Source organism: Humitalea rosea (assembly GCF_003253705.1).
Lineage (GTDB): Bacteria > Pseudomonadota > Alphaproteobacteria > Acetobacterales > Acetobacteraceae > Humitalea > Humitalea rosea.
In genome coordinates, this window is the sequence record NZ_QKYU01000001.1 from 441635 (window position 1) to 457386 (window position 15752).

The 15752-nt window shown below is 70.8% G+C and carries 11 protein-coding genes; 4 read left to right on the forward strand and 7 right to left on the reverse strand.

Annotation, left to right across the window (positions count from 1 at the left end):
- Positions 1–282 precede the first annotated feature (282 nt).
- Positions 283–2448, reverse strand: a complete 2166-nt coding sequence (locus C8P66_RS01985; protein WP_111396442.1) for an alpha-ketoacid dehydrogenase subunit alpha/beta — start codon at positions 2446–2448, stop codon at positions 283–285.
- Complete coding sequence (locus C8P66_RS01990; RefSeq protein WP_111396443.1) at positions 2445–3197, reverse strand: GntR family transcriptional regulator; 753 nt, start codon at positions 3195–3197, stop codon at positions 2445–2447. Before C8P66_RS01990 ends, C8P66_RS01985 begins: the two co-directional genes overlap by 4 nt.
- Positions 3198–3281: 84 nt before the next feature.
- Here C8P66_RS01990 and C8P66_RS01995 point away from each other — a divergent pair, with 84 nt between their 5' ends.
- Complete coding sequence (locus C8P66_RS01995; RefSeq protein WP_111396444.1) at positions 3282–5600, forward strand: penicillin acylase family protein; 2319 nt, start codon at positions 3282–3284, stop codon at positions 5598–5600.
- 63 nt (positions 5601–5663) lie between these two features.
- On the opposite strand, the gene C8P66_RS02000 is transcribed toward C8P66_RS01995, so the two are convergent.
- From C8P66_RS02000 to C8P66_RS02010, 3 genes are all read right to left on the reverse strand, one after another.
- Positions 5664–7331 (reverse strand): thiamine pyrophosphate-dependent enzyme, encoded by a 1668-nt coding sequence (locus C8P66_RS02000; protein WP_111396445.1) that lies wholly within the window; start codon positions 7329–7331, stop codon positions 5664–5666.
- Positions 7332–7393: 62 nt separating this feature from the next.
- A complete protein-coding gene (locus tag C8P66_RS02005) occupies positions 7394–10504 on the reverse strand; it encodes an efflux RND transporter permease subunit (protein ID WP_111396446.1) in 3111 nt (1036 codons plus the stop codon).
- A 10-nt stretch (positions 10505–10514) separates the two neighbouring features.
- On the reverse strand, positions 10515–11627 hold the full coding sequence (locus tag C8P66_RS02010) for an efflux RND transporter periplasmic adaptor subunit (protein ID WP_158537062.1): 1113 nt from the start codon (positions 11625–11627) through the stop codon (positions 10515–10517).
- 176 nt (positions 11628–11803) lie between these two features.
- On the opposite strand from C8P66_RS02010, the gene C8P66_RS02015 reads away from it, so the two are divergent.
- Positions 11804–12058 carry an Lrp/AsnC ligand binding domain-containing protein gene (locus C8P66_RS02015; protein WP_111396483.1) on the forward strand — a complete coding sequence of 85 codons (255 nt, stop codon included), beginning with the start codon at positions 11804–11806 and terminating at the stop codon, positions 12056–12058.
- A 28-nt stretch (positions 12059–12086) separates the two neighbouring features.
- On the opposite strand, the gene C8P66_RS02020 is transcribed toward C8P66_RS02015, so the two are convergent.
- Both C8P66_RS02020 and C8P66_RS02025 read right to left on the reverse strand, forming a co-directional pair.
- Positions 12087–13553: a PhoX family protein gene (locus tag C8P66_RS02020; protein WP_158537063.1), complete on the reverse strand. Its 1467-nt coding sequence runs from the start codon at positions 13551–13553 to the stop codon at positions 12087–12089.
- A 31-nt stretch (positions 13554–13584) separates the two neighbouring features.
- Positions 13585–14520 carry a polyprenyl synthetase family protein gene (locus tag C8P66_RS02025; RefSeq protein ID WP_245903152.1) on the reverse strand — a complete coding sequence of 312 codons (936 nt, stop codon included), beginning with the start codon at positions 14518–14520 and terminating at the stop codon, positions 13585–13587.
- A 194-nt stretch (positions 14521–14714) separates the two neighbouring features.
- On the opposite strand from C8P66_RS02025, the gene C8P66_RS02030 reads away from it, so the two are divergent.
- Complete coding sequence (locus C8P66_RS02030) at positions 14715–14924, forward strand: putative signal transducing protein (protein WP_111396450.1); 210 nt, start codon at positions 14715–14717, stop codon at positions 14922–14924.
- A complete protein-coding gene (locus C8P66_RS02035; protein WP_245903153.1) occupies positions 14921–15631 on the forward strand; it encodes a tRNA1(Val) (adenine(37)-N6)-methyltransferase in 711 nt (236 codons plus the stop codon). Before C8P66_RS02030 ends, C8P66_RS02035 begins: the two co-directional genes overlap by 4 nt.
- Positions 15632–15752: the final 121 nt, after the last annotated feature.

Below are 15752 nucleotides of genomic sequence, written 5' to 3' on the forward strand. Positions count from 1 at the left end.
GCGGGTCAATCCCACAGGCAGGTCAGGTAGCACATCCGCCGGCCGGCTTGGTGCGCCCAGACAGTTTCAGCGAGATGGTATCTCCTGGGCTACATCTTCCCCGGTCCGATAGTGGACGATGCAAACCTGGCGGACGATGCCTCCGGGCACATTTTTCGGCTGGTAGATCCGAGGACCGATACCTTTGTGCTCCTGGGCAAGAAGCATCCGTTCGGCGCGATGAAACGCGAAGCGCGACGTATCGTCGAGACCGCCAAGTCGCTTCCTTAAGGTCTGCTGTGATCAGCGCATCAGCCGCCGCAGCCCCTCCGCGACCTTGGCCGCATCGGCCAGCGCCGCCTCGTTCAGCGGGCGGGAGACCACGGGCGCCGCGCGGCTGCCGGAGACGCGCTGGATTTCCGCATCCAGCCAATCGAAGCAGCGCGACTGGATCTCATCCACCCAGCGCGCGCCATGGGCGGTGCCATGCGCGGTCTGCTCGGCGATCAGCACGCGGTTGGTGCGCTTGATGCTGGCCTCGATCGCGGGCCAGTCCATGCCCGCGATGTCGAGGCTGCGCAGGTCGAGGATCTCGGCATCGATCCCGGTCGCCGCCACCGCGCGCTCGCATTCGCCGACCATCACGCCATAGGTCAGCACGGTGCAGTCCCTGCCCGGCCGCGCCAGCCGCGCCTTGCCGAAGGGGATGATGTAGTCGAGGTCGAGCGGCACCGGCCCCGTGGTCTGGAACAGCCCCTGGTGCTCGATCATCAGCACCGGATCGTCGCAGGCCAGCGCGGCATTCATCAGCCCAAGGTAATCATGCGGCGTGGAGGGATGCAGGATGCGCCAGCCCGGATAGGCCGCGAACAGCCCCGACGGGTCCATGGAATGCTGCGAGCCATAGCCCGCCGCCGGCGAGACCCGCGCCCGCACCACCAGCGGGATGGGGAAGCCGCCGCCGAACATATGCGCGAACTTGCCGATGCCGTTGAACATCTGGTCGGCGGCGACGATGGTGAAATCGCCGAACATGATGTCCACCACCGGCCGCAGCCCGCAGAGCGCGGCCCCCAGCGCCATGCCGGTGAAGCCGTTCTCGCAGATGGGCGTTGGGAAGACGCGTTCGGGGAATGTCTCCATCACCCCCTTGGCGGAGCCGGAGACGCCGCCGCGCAGCCGGTGCACATCCTCCCCGATCAGGATGATGCGCGGATCGCGTTCCATGTTGTGCAGCAGGCTGGCGGCGATGGCGTCGATGTATTTTATCTCCCGCCGCGCCGCCGCGGGCACCTCGGGCGCCTCGCGCCGTGTCAGCCCGCGCAACTCGGAGAGGTCGCCGCGGATGCCCTGCTCGATGTCCTCGACGCGCGGCAACAGCCCGGGGCGCAGCCGGGGCGCATTGGCGCCGGGGGGCGTTTTGGTCAGCGCGGCGGCGGCCTCCTCCACCACCTCCCGCGCGCGGGCATCCAGTGCGGCGAAGCCCTTGGCATCCAGCACGCCCATGCGTTCCAGCCGTGCAGGCAGGGTCGCGATCGGGTCGCGCGCACGCCAGCTTTCTTCTTCTTCCTTGCTGCGATAGCCGAACTGGCTGCCGAGCATCGGCCCGGACTGGTGCAGGAAGCGGTAGCAGATCGCTTCGATGAAGACGGGGCCTCCGGTTTCCTCGATCGTGGCCCGCGCCCATTGCATCGCCCGCCGCACCGCCAGCAGATCCATCCCGTCGCATTCGACCGAGGGCACGCGGAACATGGCGCCCCGCGTGGTCAGCCGCGTCTCCCGCGTCTGCTCGTCGAGATGCGTCGCCACGGCGTAGAAGTTGTTCTCCAGGAAGAACACCACCGGAAGCTGGAACAGGGCGGCGAGGTTGATCGCCTCCAGCGTCTGCCCCGCCATCAGCGTGCCGTCACCGAAGAAGGCGACCGAGATGTTCTGCCGCCCCAGCACCTTGTCGGCCAGGCCATAGCCCACCGCATGCGGCACATTGCCGCCGATGATGGCCGAGGAGCCGACCACCCCGGCCTCCGCGATCCGCATGTGCATGGAGCCGCCACGGCCACCGTTGAAGCCCTGCGCCAGGCCCATGATCTCGGCCATGGTGCGGCGGAGCATGCCGCGCGCCTCGGCCCCGATCGCATCGCGGCGCGGGTCGTAGCCCTCGGCCGTGGTCGCGTTCAGCAGCTTGGCCAGAATCTGGTGATGCGCGCGATGGGTGCCGTTCATCTTGTCGGCGGTGCCGAGCACGGAAAGCGCGCCGACCGCCCCCGCCTCCTGCCCGATCGAGGCATGGGCCGGGCCGTGGATCAGCCCCTCGCCATGCAGGGCGAGGATCTTCTCCTCGAAGCGGCGGATGAGCAGCAGTTGCTCCATCCAGCGGGCGAGGGCGGCGGGGTCTTCCTCGGCCCAGTCGGCCTCCTCGATCTCCAGGCGGAACCAGGGCGTCTGGGTCGATAGCGGCTGGCGTTTCACGGGTTCATCCCTTTTATTCCTGACGCGTCTTCCAGGCTGGCGAGGTAGCGCAGCAGCCCCTCCCCGCCCTCCACCATATCGGCCTGCACGGCGATGCGCGTGGCCGCCGGGTCATGCGCCCGCAGCCCGTCGAGGATGTCGAGGTGGCGGTGCCGGCCGGGATAGGTCGGGCGGGCATGCGGATAGAGGTGGTTCAGCATCGGCCCGTTGCGCAGCCAGATGCCCTCGATCACCGCCAGCAGCTCCGGCATCCCGGCGGCGCGATACAGCCCGTGGTGGAAGCGCCAGTTGGCGCGGATCGCGGGGGCCGCCTCGCCCGCCGCCTCGGCGCGGACCAGCTCGGCATGGGCGCGGTCCAGGGCGCGGATCTCGGCCATGGTGATGCGCCTGGCGGCGGCCTCGGCGGCCAGCCCCTCCAGTGCGGTGCGGACCTGGCGCAGCTCGCGATACTGCGCCAGCGTCAGCCCGGCGACGGTGATGGCCTTGGCCTGCTCCATCCGCAGCGCGCGTTCGCGGACAAGCTGCATCACCGCCTCCCGCACCGGGGTTTCGGAAACGCCGAGCTGCTGCGCCAGCTCCCGGATCTTCAGCCGTTGGCCGGGGTACATGCGCCCCTCCATCAGCGCCCCGCGCAGCTCGCCATAGACGCGGCCGGTCAGGTTCTCGCGCCCTACCGGGGTGAGGAAGCCGAGGCCCATATCCTCCGCGGCGGGCAGGGTCGAGGACGGCTGCTGGGGGGGGATCGTCATAGGGCTTTATCGTATTTGATATATCGACGCCGGTGCAATGCCGTGGCCAGACTGCGTGACGCATCACAGAGGGAAACGCCACGCATGCCGCCAAGCCCCGGTCCCGAGGCGCTCCGCGCCGCCCTGCCGACCCTGGATGGCCGCCTGTCCCTGCCGGGGCTGGCCGCCCCGGTCACGGTGATGCGGGACCGTTGGGGCATCCCGCATATCCGTGCGGCGGGCGACATGCGGGACGGCTTCCGGGCCCAGGGCTTCGTGCATGCGCAGGACCGGCTGTTCCAGATGGAGCTGAACCGCCGCCGCGCGCTCGGCCGCGCCGCGGAATGGCTGGGGGCTGCGGCGGCGGAGGGCGACATCCTCGCCCGCCGCCTGGGCGTCGAGGCCGCGAGCCGGCGCGATTTCGCCGCCCTCGGCCCGCAGGCGCGGATGATGCTGGATGCCTATGCCGCCGGGGTGAACGCCTTCCTCGATTCGGGGGCGCCGCTTGCGGTGGAATACACGCTGCTGGCGGCCGAGCCGGAGCCCTGGGAGGGCTGGCATTGCATCGCGGTGATGCGGCGCCTGGGGCTGCTGATGGGGTCGGTCTGGTTCAAGCTGTGGCGGGCGGCGGCGCTGCCGCTGGTCGGCGCGGCGGTGGTGGGCAAGCTGCGCTACGACGACGGCGGGCAGGATCTGCTGCTGGTCCCGCCGGGGGCAGAGGCCAAGCGCCTGGCCGCCGATCTGGAGGCGCTGCGCCCCGCGATCCTGGCCCTGCCCGGCACCGAGGAGGTCGATGCGACCGGCGGCGGCAGCAACAACTGGGCGGTGGCGCCGGCGCAGAGCGCCACCGGCCGCCCCGTGGTCGCGGGCGATCCGCACCGGGTCTTCGAGATCCCCAACATGTATGCGCAAGGCCACCTCGCCTGCGCCGACTTCGACGTGGTCGGGCTGACCGTGCCGGGCGTGCCGGGCTTCCCGCATTTCGCCCATAACGGCCGGGTCGCCTACTGCGTCACCCATGCCTTCGTCGATATCCACGACCTGTATGTCGAGCGCTTCGACGCCACGGCGGAGAATACCCAAGGCCCCGATGGCTGGCGCCCCGTGACGCGCCGGCAGGACAGCATCGCCATCCGCGGCGCCGCCCCGCGCGGCTTCGAGGTGGTGGAGACCATCCACGGCCCCATCATCGCCGGCGATCCGGCCTCGGGCACGGCACTCGCGCTGCGCTCGGTGCAATTCGCCGAGACCGACCTCTCCTTCGACTGCCTGCCGCGCATGCTGGTCGCACCGGATGTCGAGGCCCTGTTCGAGGCGACGCGGGGCTGGGGGCTGATCGACCACAACCTCGTCGCCGGCGACACCGCCGGGCACATCGGCCACCAGATCCGCGCGATGGTCCCGCGCCGGCCGCGCAGCAACGGCTGGCTGCCGGTGCCGGGCTGGACCGGGGCGCATGACTGGCAGGGCTGGATCGGCCATGAGGAGATGCCCCGGGTCATGGACCCCGTCGGCGGGCTGATCGTGACCGCGAACAACCGGGTCACGGCGGATGACGGGCCGGACTACCTCTGCACCGATTGCCACCCGCCCTATCGCGCCCAACGCGTGCTGGCCCGGCTGCGCGGGGCGGCCGAGGCCCGCGGCGTCGAGGGCGCGGCGAGCATCCATGCCGACACGCTCTCCCTGAACGCGCTGCTGTTCCGCGACCGTCTGGCCGCCCTGCCCGCGCCCGCCGATCCGGCCGCCGAGGCGCTGCGGCAGCGGCTACTCGACTGGGACGCGCGGATGGAGGCCGGCGCCAGCGCGCCCGGCGCCTATGTCGCGTTTCGTCGCGCGCTGACCGCGATCCTGGTGGAGCGCAGCGGGTTGGGTGCACTGGCGGGCACGCCGCTGCTCGCCGTGCCGCCCGGGGTGCCGCCGGCGAACCAGCTATGGTGGACGTTGCCGACCTTGCTGCGCGATGACGACACCTGCCTGCTGGCGGGCGCCACCTGGGCCGAGGCGATGACCGAGGCCCTGCTCCGCGCCGCCCCCGAGGCCGCGAGCCTCCGCCCCTGGGGCGAGTTGCACCGGCCGAAGCTGAGCCACCCGCTCTCGGCCCTCTTCCCCGATTGGGCGGGGCTGCTGGACCCGGTTGCGCTGCCGATCGGGGGCGACATGGATACGGTGCTGGCCACCGGCTTCATGGCGGCGACGCCGAATGCCGCGAGCTATGGCGCCCTCGCGCGCTACGCCTTCGATGTCGGGGATTGGGAGAACAGCCGCTGGTCGGTGTTCCACGGCACCTCCGGCCATCCGGGCAGCCCGCATTACGCGGACCAGCATCCGGTCTGGGCCGGCACGGCGATGGTGCCGATGCTTTATGGGTGGGAGGGGATTTCGGCGGGGGCGTGCTGGGTGCAGGAGTTGGCGCCGGCGTAAGGCAGGAGGGCTTTGCCCTCCCGCACCCACCCACCAGGAAACTGAGTTTCCTGGACCTTCCCCTCAGGCCTTCGCCGCCGCGCGCAGCTGCGTGATCGTCGCGCGGTTGGTGATCTGCTCCGGATCGACCCGGATCTCGATGATCGAGGGCTTCCGGCTGGCCAGCGCCCGCAGCACCGCCGGGGCAAGCTGCGCCGTCTCCTCGACCAACTCGCCATAGCCGCCGAAGGCCTCGATGAACTTCACGAAGTCCGGGTTGGTCAGCCTGGTCGCGGAGATGCGCTCGGGATAGGCGCGCTCCTGATACATGCGGATGGTGCCGTACATGTTGTTGTTGAACACCAGCACCACCACCGGCGCGTCATGATGGAAGGCGGTGGCAAGCTCCTGCCCCGTCATCATGAAGCCGCCGTCGCCGGCGAAGCAGATCACCGCCCGGCCGGGATGGGTGATCTTGGCGCCGATCGCCGCCGGCACGCCGTAGCCCATGGCGCCATTGGTCGGCCCGATGAAATCCTGGGCCTCGCCGACATGGGTGAAGCGGTTCGGCCAGGTCGCGAAATTCCCGGCATCCGAGGCGAAGATGGTATCGGCGGGCAGCACCGCCATCATCTCCTGCAAGGCGACCGCGAGGTTCAGCGGCCCCGGATACTCCGGCGCCTTGGCCGAGGCGAGGCGGGAGGCGCGCAGCTCCTTGGTCCAGCCGGCCCAGGCCGGGTTGGCGACCGGGGTCGTGGCCTTGGCGACGGCGGCGAAGGCGTTGAGGTCGCTGGTGATCCCGAGCGCCGGGCGGAACACCCGACCGATCTCCGCGGCATCGGGCAACACATGCACGATCGGCGTGGCGCCGGCGAGGTCGAACAGCGTGTAGCCCTGCGACACCGCCTCCCCCAACCGGCTGCCGATGGCGAGGATCAGGTCGGATTTCTTCGCCGCCGCGACCAGCGCCGGATCGGCGCCGACGCCCATGTCGCCCACGAAATTGTCGAGGGTGCCGTCGAACAGCCCCTGGCGGCGGAAGCCGACCGCGACTGGCAGCGTATTGGCGACGCAGAAGTCGCGGATATTGGCGCGGCCCTCGACCGTCCAGCAGGAGCCGCCGAGGATGACCAGCGGCCGCTGCGCATGGGCCAGCATCGCCATCAGCCGCGGCATCGCATCCGGCGCCGGATGCGGGGCCAGCACCGGGGCGCGGGCCGCGTCGCGGACGACGGCCAGTTCCTTCTGCATATCCTCGGAGATGCTGACCACCACCGGGCCCGGACGGCCGGAGACGGCGACATCGAAGGCATGGGCGATCTGCTCGGGGATGCGCGCGGCATCGTCGATCTGCGTGACCCATTTGCACAGCGGGCCGAACATCCGGCGGTAATCGACTTCCTGGAAGGAATCGCGATCCGTCTCATCCGAAGGGATCTGGCCGACCAGCAGCACCAGCGGCGTGCTGTCCTGCATCGCGACATGGATGCCGATGGCGGCATGGCAGGCGCCGGGGCCACGGGTGACGGCGGCCACACCCGGCTTGCCGGTCAGCTTGCCATAGGCCTCGGCCATATGGACGGCGCCGGCCTCGAAGCGGCAGGTGATCGTCGCGATGCGGTTGCGCTGGGCGTAGAGCCCGTCGAGGAAATCGAGGTAGGATTCCCCAGGGACGCAGAACAGATGCTCGACGCCCTGCGCCACCAGCGCATCGGCCAAGAGTTGCCCGCCGGTCCGGCCCGTTTCACTCATGCTGATCCCCCCAACCACGTCATCATACGTGCGGGGGAGACTAGCCTCCGGCGGCGGCGGCGTCACTCCGCCGGGGCGTGTTGTTCTCCGCGTTCCAGTTGCCGCAGCCGCGCGGCGATGGCGCCGATCGGCTGGGTGAAGGGGGCGAGCAGCAGATACAGCGCCGGCACCGCGAAGAGGGTGACGAAGGTCGAGACCGTCACCCCGCCGACGATCACCACGCCGAGCGCCTGGCGGCTTTCCGCCCCCGCCCCGGTCGCCATCGCCAGCGGCATCGCGCCGAGCGCGGTCGCGATCGAGGTCATCAGGATCGGCCGCAGCCGCACCACCGAGGCCTCCAGCACCGCGTCATGCACGCTGCGGCCGCGGTCCCGAAGCTGGTTGGCGAATTCCACCACCAGGATGCCGTTCTTGGCCATCAGCCCGACCAGCAGGATCAGCCCGATCTGGCTGAACACATTCAGGCTCTGCCCGGTCAGGAACAGCGCCAGCAGCCCGCCCGTCACCGCGAGCGGGGTGGAGAGCAGGATGACGATGGGGTGGATGAAGCTCTCGAACTGCGCCGCCAGCACCAGGAACACCACGAGGATGGCCAGCGCGAAGGTGACGTAGAGCGCGCTGCCGCTCTCGCGGAACTCCAGGCTCTGGCCGCGATAGGAGATGCGGGCCTCGGGCGGCAGCACCTCGCGCGCCACATCATCCATGAAGCCCAGCGCCTCACCCAGCGAATAGCCGGTGGCGAGGCTGGCGGAGATGGTGATGGCCCGCACCCTATCCTCGCGGGCCAGCGATTGCGGCCGCGCCCGTTCGGCCAGGGTCACGAGGTTGGACAGCGGCACCAGCCCGCCACCGGAGGTGCGGACAAAGATGTTCTGCACATCGGTGGGGTTGGTGCGGTCGGCGTCCTGGGCCTGGAGCAGCACCTTGTATTCCTCGCCGCCGACGGCGTAGGTGCCGACCTCGCGCGAGCCCAGCATGGTCTCGATGGTGCGGCCCAGCGCCTGGATCGAGACGCCGAGATCGGCCGCCTTGCGCCGGTCCACCTGCACGCGGATTTCGGGCTTGGTCTCGCGGTAGTTGCTGTCGAGATTCAGCAGCCGCGGATTTTCCCGCGCGCGAGCCAGAAACACGTCGCGCCAGCGCACCAGGGTTTCGTAGTCGCTGCCGCCGATGACGAATTGCACCGGCGGCTGGAAGCCGCGCTGGCCGAGGCTCGGCGGGTTCAGCGCGAAGGCGCGCACGCCGGTCACGCCGAGCAGCCCGGGCATCAGCTCGGCGGCCAGCGCCTGCTGCTTGGTGGTGCGGCTTTCCCAGGGCGAGAGCCGCATGAACATGTTCGCGGTATTGCCCTGCGGCGGGCGCAGGAAGCCGCCGATGGTGGCGAAGACCACCGTCGCATCGCCACGCTCGACCAGCGGGCGGGCCACCGCCTCCAGCCGCAGCACCTGCTCGCGGGTATAGGCGAAGGAGGCGCCCTCGGGCGCCGTCACCGGGATGATGATGATCCCCCGATCCTCGATCGGGGTGAATTCCTTGGGGATGATGGTGAAGAGGATGGCGGCGAAGCCCGTCATCACCGCGACCGCGCCCATCACCAGCAAGGGCACCTTCAGCGCGTGGCGCAGCGACCAGCGCAGGGCGTGGTTCAGCCCGACGAAGACCGGTTCGGTCTTGCGGATCAGCCAGCTCTCGCCCTCATGCGATTTCAACAGCTTGCTGCACATCATCGGCGTCAGGGTCAGCGCGATCAGCCCGGAGAAGACCACCGAGGCCGCGAGCGCGAAGCCGAACTCCGTGAACAGCCGCCCGGTGTTGCCGCCCAGGAAACTCAGCGGCAGGAACACCGCGACCAGCACCAGCGTCGTCGCGATCACCGCGAAGGCGATTTCCCGCGCGCCGCGAAGGGAGGCGAGCAGCGGCGGCTCGCCTTCCTCGATGCGGCGATGGATGTTCTCCAGCACCACGATGGCGTCATCGACCACAAGCCCGATCGCCAGCACCAGCCCGAGCAGGGTCAGCACATTGATCGAGAAGCCCATCGCCGACATCGCCGTGAAGGAGGCGATGATCGAGACCGGGATCGCGACCGCGGGGATGATGGTGGCGCGCCAGGAGCGCAGGAAGAGGAAGATGACGCCCACGACCAGCGCCAAGGCGATCATCAGCGCATGCTCCACCTCGAAGATGGATTGCGCGATGAAGACGCTCTCATCGTAGCCGACCGTCGCCTCCAGCCCCGGTGGCAGGGTCGGCAGGATGCGGGCGACCTCGGCCTTCACCCCATCGGCGACGGCCAGCGTATTGGCGGTGGATTGCCGCTGGATGCCGAGGCCGATGCCGGGGCGGCCGTTGATGCGGTATTCGCCGCGATTGTCCTCCGGCCCCACCTCGACCCGCGCGACATCGCCGAGCAGCACCTGCGCGCCGCCGCCGCGCGACAGCACCATCTCGCGGAACTGCTCGGGGCGGGCCATGCGGGTGTCGGTCCGCACCGTCAACTCGCGCTGCGTGCTCTCGATGCGGCCGCCGGGGAGTTCGACATTCTCGCGCCGGATCGCGTCCTCGACGTCCTGCACCGTCAGACCCCGCGCGGCCAGCGCCTGGCGATCCAGCCAGATCCGCATGGAATAGCGCCGCTCGCCCGAGATGATGACCTGGGCCACGCCCTCGACGATGGCGAGGTTGTCGGCGAAGCGGCGCTTGGCGATGTCGGTGAGTTCGAGCCCGGTCAGCCGGTCGGAGGTCAGCGCGATCCAGAGGATCGGGCGGCTGTCGCCATCGACCTTGGCCACCACCGGCGTATCGGCCTGGGTCGGCAGCCGGGCGAGCGCGCGCGCCACCCGGTCGCGCACGTCATTGGCGGCGGCATCGACGTTGCGGGTCAGGCGGAATTCGATGGTGACGTTGCTGCGCTCGTCGCGCGAGGTGGAGGTGATGGTCTTCACCCCCTCGATCCCCGCCGCCGCGGCCTCGATGATCTCGGTGATCTGGGTGTCCACCACCGCGGCCGAGGCGCCCGGATAGGTCGTGGTGATGGAGACGACCGGCGGATCGATCGCGGGGTATTCGCGGATCGGCAGCCGCAGCAGGCTGGCGATGCCCAGCGTGATCAGCAGCAGCGACACGACCATCGCGAAGACCGGCCGCTTGATCGAGATGTCGGAGAGGATCATCGGCGGGGCCTCAGGAGACCGGGGGGGCGAGCGTCTCGGTGATGCGCACGGGGGCGTCGTGGCGGAGGCGCTGGATGCCGCGCACCACGATCTGCTCCCCGGCGGTGACGCCGCGCGTCACCTCGACCTCCCCCGGCAGCCGGGCGCCGAGGGCGACCTCGACACGCTTCGCCCGCCCGTCGCGCACGACATAGAGGTAGGCGCGGTCCCCGACCGGGTCGATCGCTTCCTCGGCCACCAGCACCGCATCCGCCCGCCGGTGCAGTTCCAGCTCGACCGAGAGGAACAGGCCGGGCTTCAGCGCCTCATCCGGATTGTCGAATTCGCTGATCAGCCGGATCGAGCGGGTCGCGGGATCGATGCGGGTATCGACCACCAGCACCCGGCCGACGAAGCGCCGGTCGCCATAGGCCGCGGTGCGCGCGGTGACGGTGGCGCCGATGCGCGCGGAGGCGAGGAAGACCTCGGGCATCGAGAACTCGACCCGGACGGTGGTGATGTCATCCAGCGTGGTGATCGCCGTCCCCGGCTGGATCAGCGCGCCGAGGGAAACCTGGCGCAAGCCCACCCGGCCGGAGAAGGGGGCGGTGATCCGCATCTCCTCCAGCTTTGCCTGGGCCTGGCGCATCCGGCCCTCGGCCTGGCGGGAGAGGGATTCCAGCGTGTCGAGCCGGCTTGCCGCGATGGTCTGGCCGGGCTGGAGCTGCTGCGCCCGGCGGAGCTGCATCCGCGCGTCATCCATCAGCGCGCGGGCCTGGTCCATCTCCGCCCGCAGCGCGGCGGCATCGAGGTTCACCAGCTCGTCGCCCTGCTTGACCATCTGGCCTTCCTGGAAGCCGATGGTGGTGACGATGCCGGAGACCTTGGTGCTGATGGTCACCGCCTCGCGGGCGCGGACGGTGCCGACGCTCTCGGCGCGCTCCACGACGAGGCCGATGCGGGCCGGCTGCACCACCACCCCCACCGCGCCGCCGCCACCGCGCGTGGCCTGGGCGGGGGCCGGGGCTTCGAGCCCGAGCAAGGCAAGCGGACGCGGCAAGCCATAGGACTCGCCATACAGATGCCAGGCCACCCCTGCCCCGGCCAGCATGGCGATGATCGCCAGTTGGAGACTGCTACGCATCCATGTGTCCCAAAATCGCAACTTGCGACGTATAGATTGAGGCCAAGCTCCATGATCTGTCCGCATGGAGAAGAGGTTTCCCTCTATTCATTACCATGATTTCATGCGCCGCGCCACGGCCCCTTCCCCGGCGTTCCCGCCGGCGGCATGGTGCGGCGGCTTTTGGGATGACGGCGATGCGCGCGATTTTTGTGATGATCAAATGCGAGATGGGCCAGGCTTACCGCGTCGCGCGCGAGATGGCCGATGCGGTGGAGGAGTTGAGCGAGATGCACTCCACCTCCGGCCAATACGACCTGATGGGGAAGTTCTACCTGGAGCCGGAGGCCGATATCGGCCTGTTCGTGGTCGAGAAGCTGCAGACCGTGGCTGGCGTGAAGGACACCTACACCATCCAGACCTTCAACGCCTTTTCGGCCACGCGCGGCTAACTACCAGGGCCGGATCACCAAGGCCGGATCACCAGGGGCGGGGCCCCGTCAGCGACACCAGCGTCGTGCGCGGCGGCAGCGCCGGGTCGAACTGCGGCCAGCGCGTGCCCGGATGCGCCCAGGTGGCGCCCGGCCCGGCCCCCGGCGTGCGCGCGATGGTCAGCAGCGCGCCGCGATCCGCGGTGACCGCGGCCCCCCCGGCCGAGCCGCCACGCGGCACCGTATAGACCGGCCGCGCCGCGCCCTCGGCCGAGACGGCGAAGAGCGCATCCGCCTGCCCGCCCCGCCCCTGCCGATCCGTGCCGACCCAGAGCCCGCCGTCGGGGCCGGCGGTGACGGTATCCGGCGTGACCAGCGCGCCCTGCCCGGCCAGCAGCACCCGCGCCGGCATGCCCTCGCTGGCCCAGTCGCCACCGGAGGCGATCTCGACCAGATGGCCATCGCCGGTCCGGGGGTTCAGCGCATCCGGCGTCCCGGTGCCGCCCCGGCAGGCCAGCACCAGCCGCGCGCCCGCGAGCGCCAAGCCGGAGGGCGTGTCGAAGCCGATCGCCGCCGCGGCGCTGGCCGCCGCCTGGGGCTGCAACAGCGCCTCGGGGCCACCGGGCAGCGGCACCCAGCGGATGCCGGTCTCGGATCGGGTCGCGACCGCGAGCGTGCCCGCATCCAGCGCATCCGCCGCCGTGGCGGGGCCGGAGGAGACGAAGCGGTAGAGCGACCCGCCCGGCCGCCGGTCGGTCAGGAACACCACGGCCCGCCCATCGGCGGACAGGGCCGCCGCCGCATCGCCATGGGCGAAACGCGCGAGGGCGGTGCGCTTGACCGGCAGCGAGGCGGGGTCCTGCGGGTCCAGCTCTACCACCCAGCCGAAGCGCCGCGGTTCGGCGAAGCGGGGGCCGAGGTCGCGCAGGCGGAGCATCCAATCGGCGGGGTCGTCCTCGGTCAGCAACAGGCTGCCCCAGGGGGTGGCGCAGCCGCCGGACACGCCGAGCACGCCCTGCACCGCCTCGCCCAGCCCCGTGACCGGCCCCGTGACCGGCCCCGAGATCCGGCACAGGCTGCCCGCGTCCAGCCGGCGCGACTGGTAGCCGCCATCGACCACCACCCAGCGCGTGCCCTGGCGTTCCAGGTTCAGCAGGCTCGCCCCCTGCATCGCCGCGGCGACCGCCGGGCGGTCCTGCGGGCCGGGCCAGGCCATCGCCGGATCGACGGTCGGATGCGCCACGGCCAGCACCGCGCGCGGCACCCCATCGGCCGCGAGCGGCGGCGTCACCAGCGCGCAGATCCGCCCGTCCCAGCCGAATTGGGCGGCCGCGGCCTCGGGGGCCGGATGGGCGGGGTCGAAGGGGGGCGCGTCATAGGCGACGCGGTCGCCCCAGCGGATCAGCACCTCCCGCGTGAGCCCCGGGGCGGGGCTGTCCTCCGCGGAGGCCGCCGCCGCCCGGGCGGCGGCGGGGGCCAGGAGGGCGGCGAGCAGAAGCGGGCGGCGCGGGATCATATCGGCAAATATCCTCGGTTGCGCCGGGATGTCAGTGGGCGCGTTCGACCGCGAAGGTGACGGTATCGGCCAGCGCCCGCCGCAGCTCCCCATCCGGGAAGCGGTCGAGCGTCGCGACCGCGACCGCGCCATAGTCGCGGGCGCGGGCGATGGTGCGGCCCACCGCATCATGCCGTGCCAGCAGATGCTGCGCCTCGGCCATGTCGCCGTCGGTCTGTTCGCGGCGTTCCAGGGTGCGGGCCCAGAAGGCGCGCTCCGGGCCATTGGCATCGGCCAGGGCCAGCAGCACCGGCAAGGTGATCTTGCCCTCCCGGAAGTCATCGCCGACGGTCTTGCCCAGCACCGCCTGCTCGGCGGAGTAATCCAGCGCGTCATCCACAAGCTGGAAGGCGACGCCCAGCGAGCGGCCGTATTCGCGCAAGGCGGCCTGATCCTCGGCGGGGCGGGCGGCGACGACGGCGCCGACCTCGGCCGCCGCGGCGAAGAGGGCGGCGGTCTTGCCCTCGACCACTTGCAGATACTGCGCCTCGGTGGTGCCGAGGTCATTCTGGGTGACGAGTTGCAGCACCTCGCCCTCGGCGATGGTGGCGGCGGCACCGGAGAGGATGCGCAGCACATCGAGGTTGCCGTCCTCGACCATCAGCTGGAAGGCGCGGGCGAAGAGGAAATCGCCGACCAGCACCGAGGGCTGGTTGCCGAACATGGCATTGGCCGAGGGGCGGCCGCGGCGCAGCGCGCTCTCATCCACCACATCATCATGCAGCAAGGTCGCGGTGTGGATGAACTCGACGCAGGCGGCGAGCGCCACGTGGCGCACCCCCTCATGCCCGCAGAGCCGGGCCGCGGCCAGGGTCAGCAACGGCCGCAGCCGCTTGCCGCCCGCCGCCACCAGATGGGCGGCAAGCTGCGGGATCAGCGCGACCGGGCTGTCCATGCGCGCGACGATGAGGTGGTTGGTCGCGGCCATATCCTCGGCGACGAGGGCGGTAAGACGCGCAAGCGCATCCTGCGCGCCGGCGGGCGCGGCCGGTCTGGACGCGGCGTGCGGAATTGTATCCAAAGACAGTTGAGCCCCGAGTGCTGACACGCCAACATAGGGCCGCCCCGGCAGGCCAGCAAGGCCAAGCGGATCAATGGCTTGCATGCAGGAAGCTCTCAACGATGCGTATTCTGGCGGCCATGACCGATATCGTGCGGCTTTCTTTTCTCACCGCGCTGCTGCGCGATGCGGGCATTGAGGCGATCGTGCTGGACCAGCACATCGCCGCGGTGGAGGGCGGCATCGGCGCCTTTCCGCGCCGGCTGGCCGTGATCGACGATGAGTACGAGGCGGCGCTGCGGGTGTTGCGGGAGGCCGGCGAGGCGCTGTGACCGAGGACCGCCTGCTCGGCGGCCGCATCCGTCTGGTCCAGCCGCAATCCGGGCTCAAGGCCGGGCTGGATGCGGTGATGCTGGCGGCGGCCATCCCGGCCAAGCCCGGCGAGACCGTGCTGGATGCGGGCTGCGGCGCGGGGGCGGTGTTCCTCTGCCTGATGGCGCGCGTGCCCGGGCTGCGGGTGATCGCGCTGGAGCGCGACCCGGAGCTGGCGGCGCTGGCGCGGGAGAATGCGGCGCTGAACGGCTTCGCCGACCAGGTGCAGGTGATCGAGGGCGATGTCGCCGACGCCACCCTGCCGCCGGTGCAGCATAGCTGCGCCAACCCGCCCTTCTGGCCCGATGGCACGGCGCCGCCGGCGGTGCTGCGCGCGGGGGCGACCCATGCGGGGGCGACCGGGCTGCTGGTCTGGGTGCGGGCGCTGGCCAATCCGTTGCGCGCCGGGGGAAGTGCGACGCTGGTGCTGCCGGCGACCCGTTTCTCCGAGGCCGCATCCGCCTTGCGGCTGACCGGCTTCGGCGATGTCGGGCTCTATCCGCTCTGGCCGCGCGCCGGCGTCGCCGCGCGGCGTGTGCTGCTGACCGCGCGGCGCGGCGGGCGGGGGCCGGACCGGGTCACCTCCGGCCTCATTCTGCATGATGGCGCGGGATGGTCGGCCGCGGCCGAGGCGGTGCTGCGCGATGCCCAAGCCCTGCCGGGCTAGCAGTCTGTCGGATTCACTTTGCCTTCCTGATTTGTCAAACTGCGGTTATGGCGACCTTCGTATCCTACAATCGCGACCAGGCATTCCTGTTGCCTCCGGACCTCAAGGCGTGGCTGCCCGA

Coding starts and splice junctions, on each gene's coding strand:
- C8P66_RS01990 (WP_111396443.1), bottom strand. CDS start 3,197: ATGACGATCCCCCCCCAGCAGCCGTCCTCGACCCTGCCCGCCGCGGAG.
- C8P66_RS01995 (WP_111396444.1), top strand. CDS start 3,282: ATGCCGCCAAGCCCCGGTCCCGAGGCGCTCCGCGCCGCCCTGCCGACC.
- C8P66_RS02000 (WP_111396445.1), bottom strand. CDS start 7,331: ATGAGTGAAACGGGCCGGACCGGCGGGCAACTCTTGGCCGATGCGCTG.
- C8P66_RS02005 (WP_111396446.1), bottom strand. CDS start 10,504: ATGATCCTCTCCGACATCTCGATCAAGCGGCCGGTCTTCGCGATGGTC.
- C8P66_RS02010 (WP_158537062.1), bottom strand. CDS start 11,627: ATGCGTAGCAGTCTCCAACTGGCGATCATCGCCATGCTGGCCGGGGCA.
- C8P66_RS02015 (WP_111396483.1), top strand. CDS start 11,804: ATGCGCGCGATTTTTGTGATGATCAAATGCGAGATGGGCCAGGCTTAC.
- C8P66_RS02020 (WP_158537063.1), bottom strand. CDS start 13,553: ATGATCCCGCGCCGCCCGCTTCTGCTCGCCGCCCTCCTGGCCCCCGCC.
- C8P66_RS02025 (WP_245903152.1), bottom strand. CDS start 14,520: ATGGCCGCGACCAACCACCTCATCGTCGCGCGCATGGACAGCCCGGTC.
- C8P66_RS02030 (WP_111396450.1), top strand. CDS start 14,715: ATGCGTATTCTGGCGGCCATGACCGATATCGTGCGGCTTTCTTTTCTC.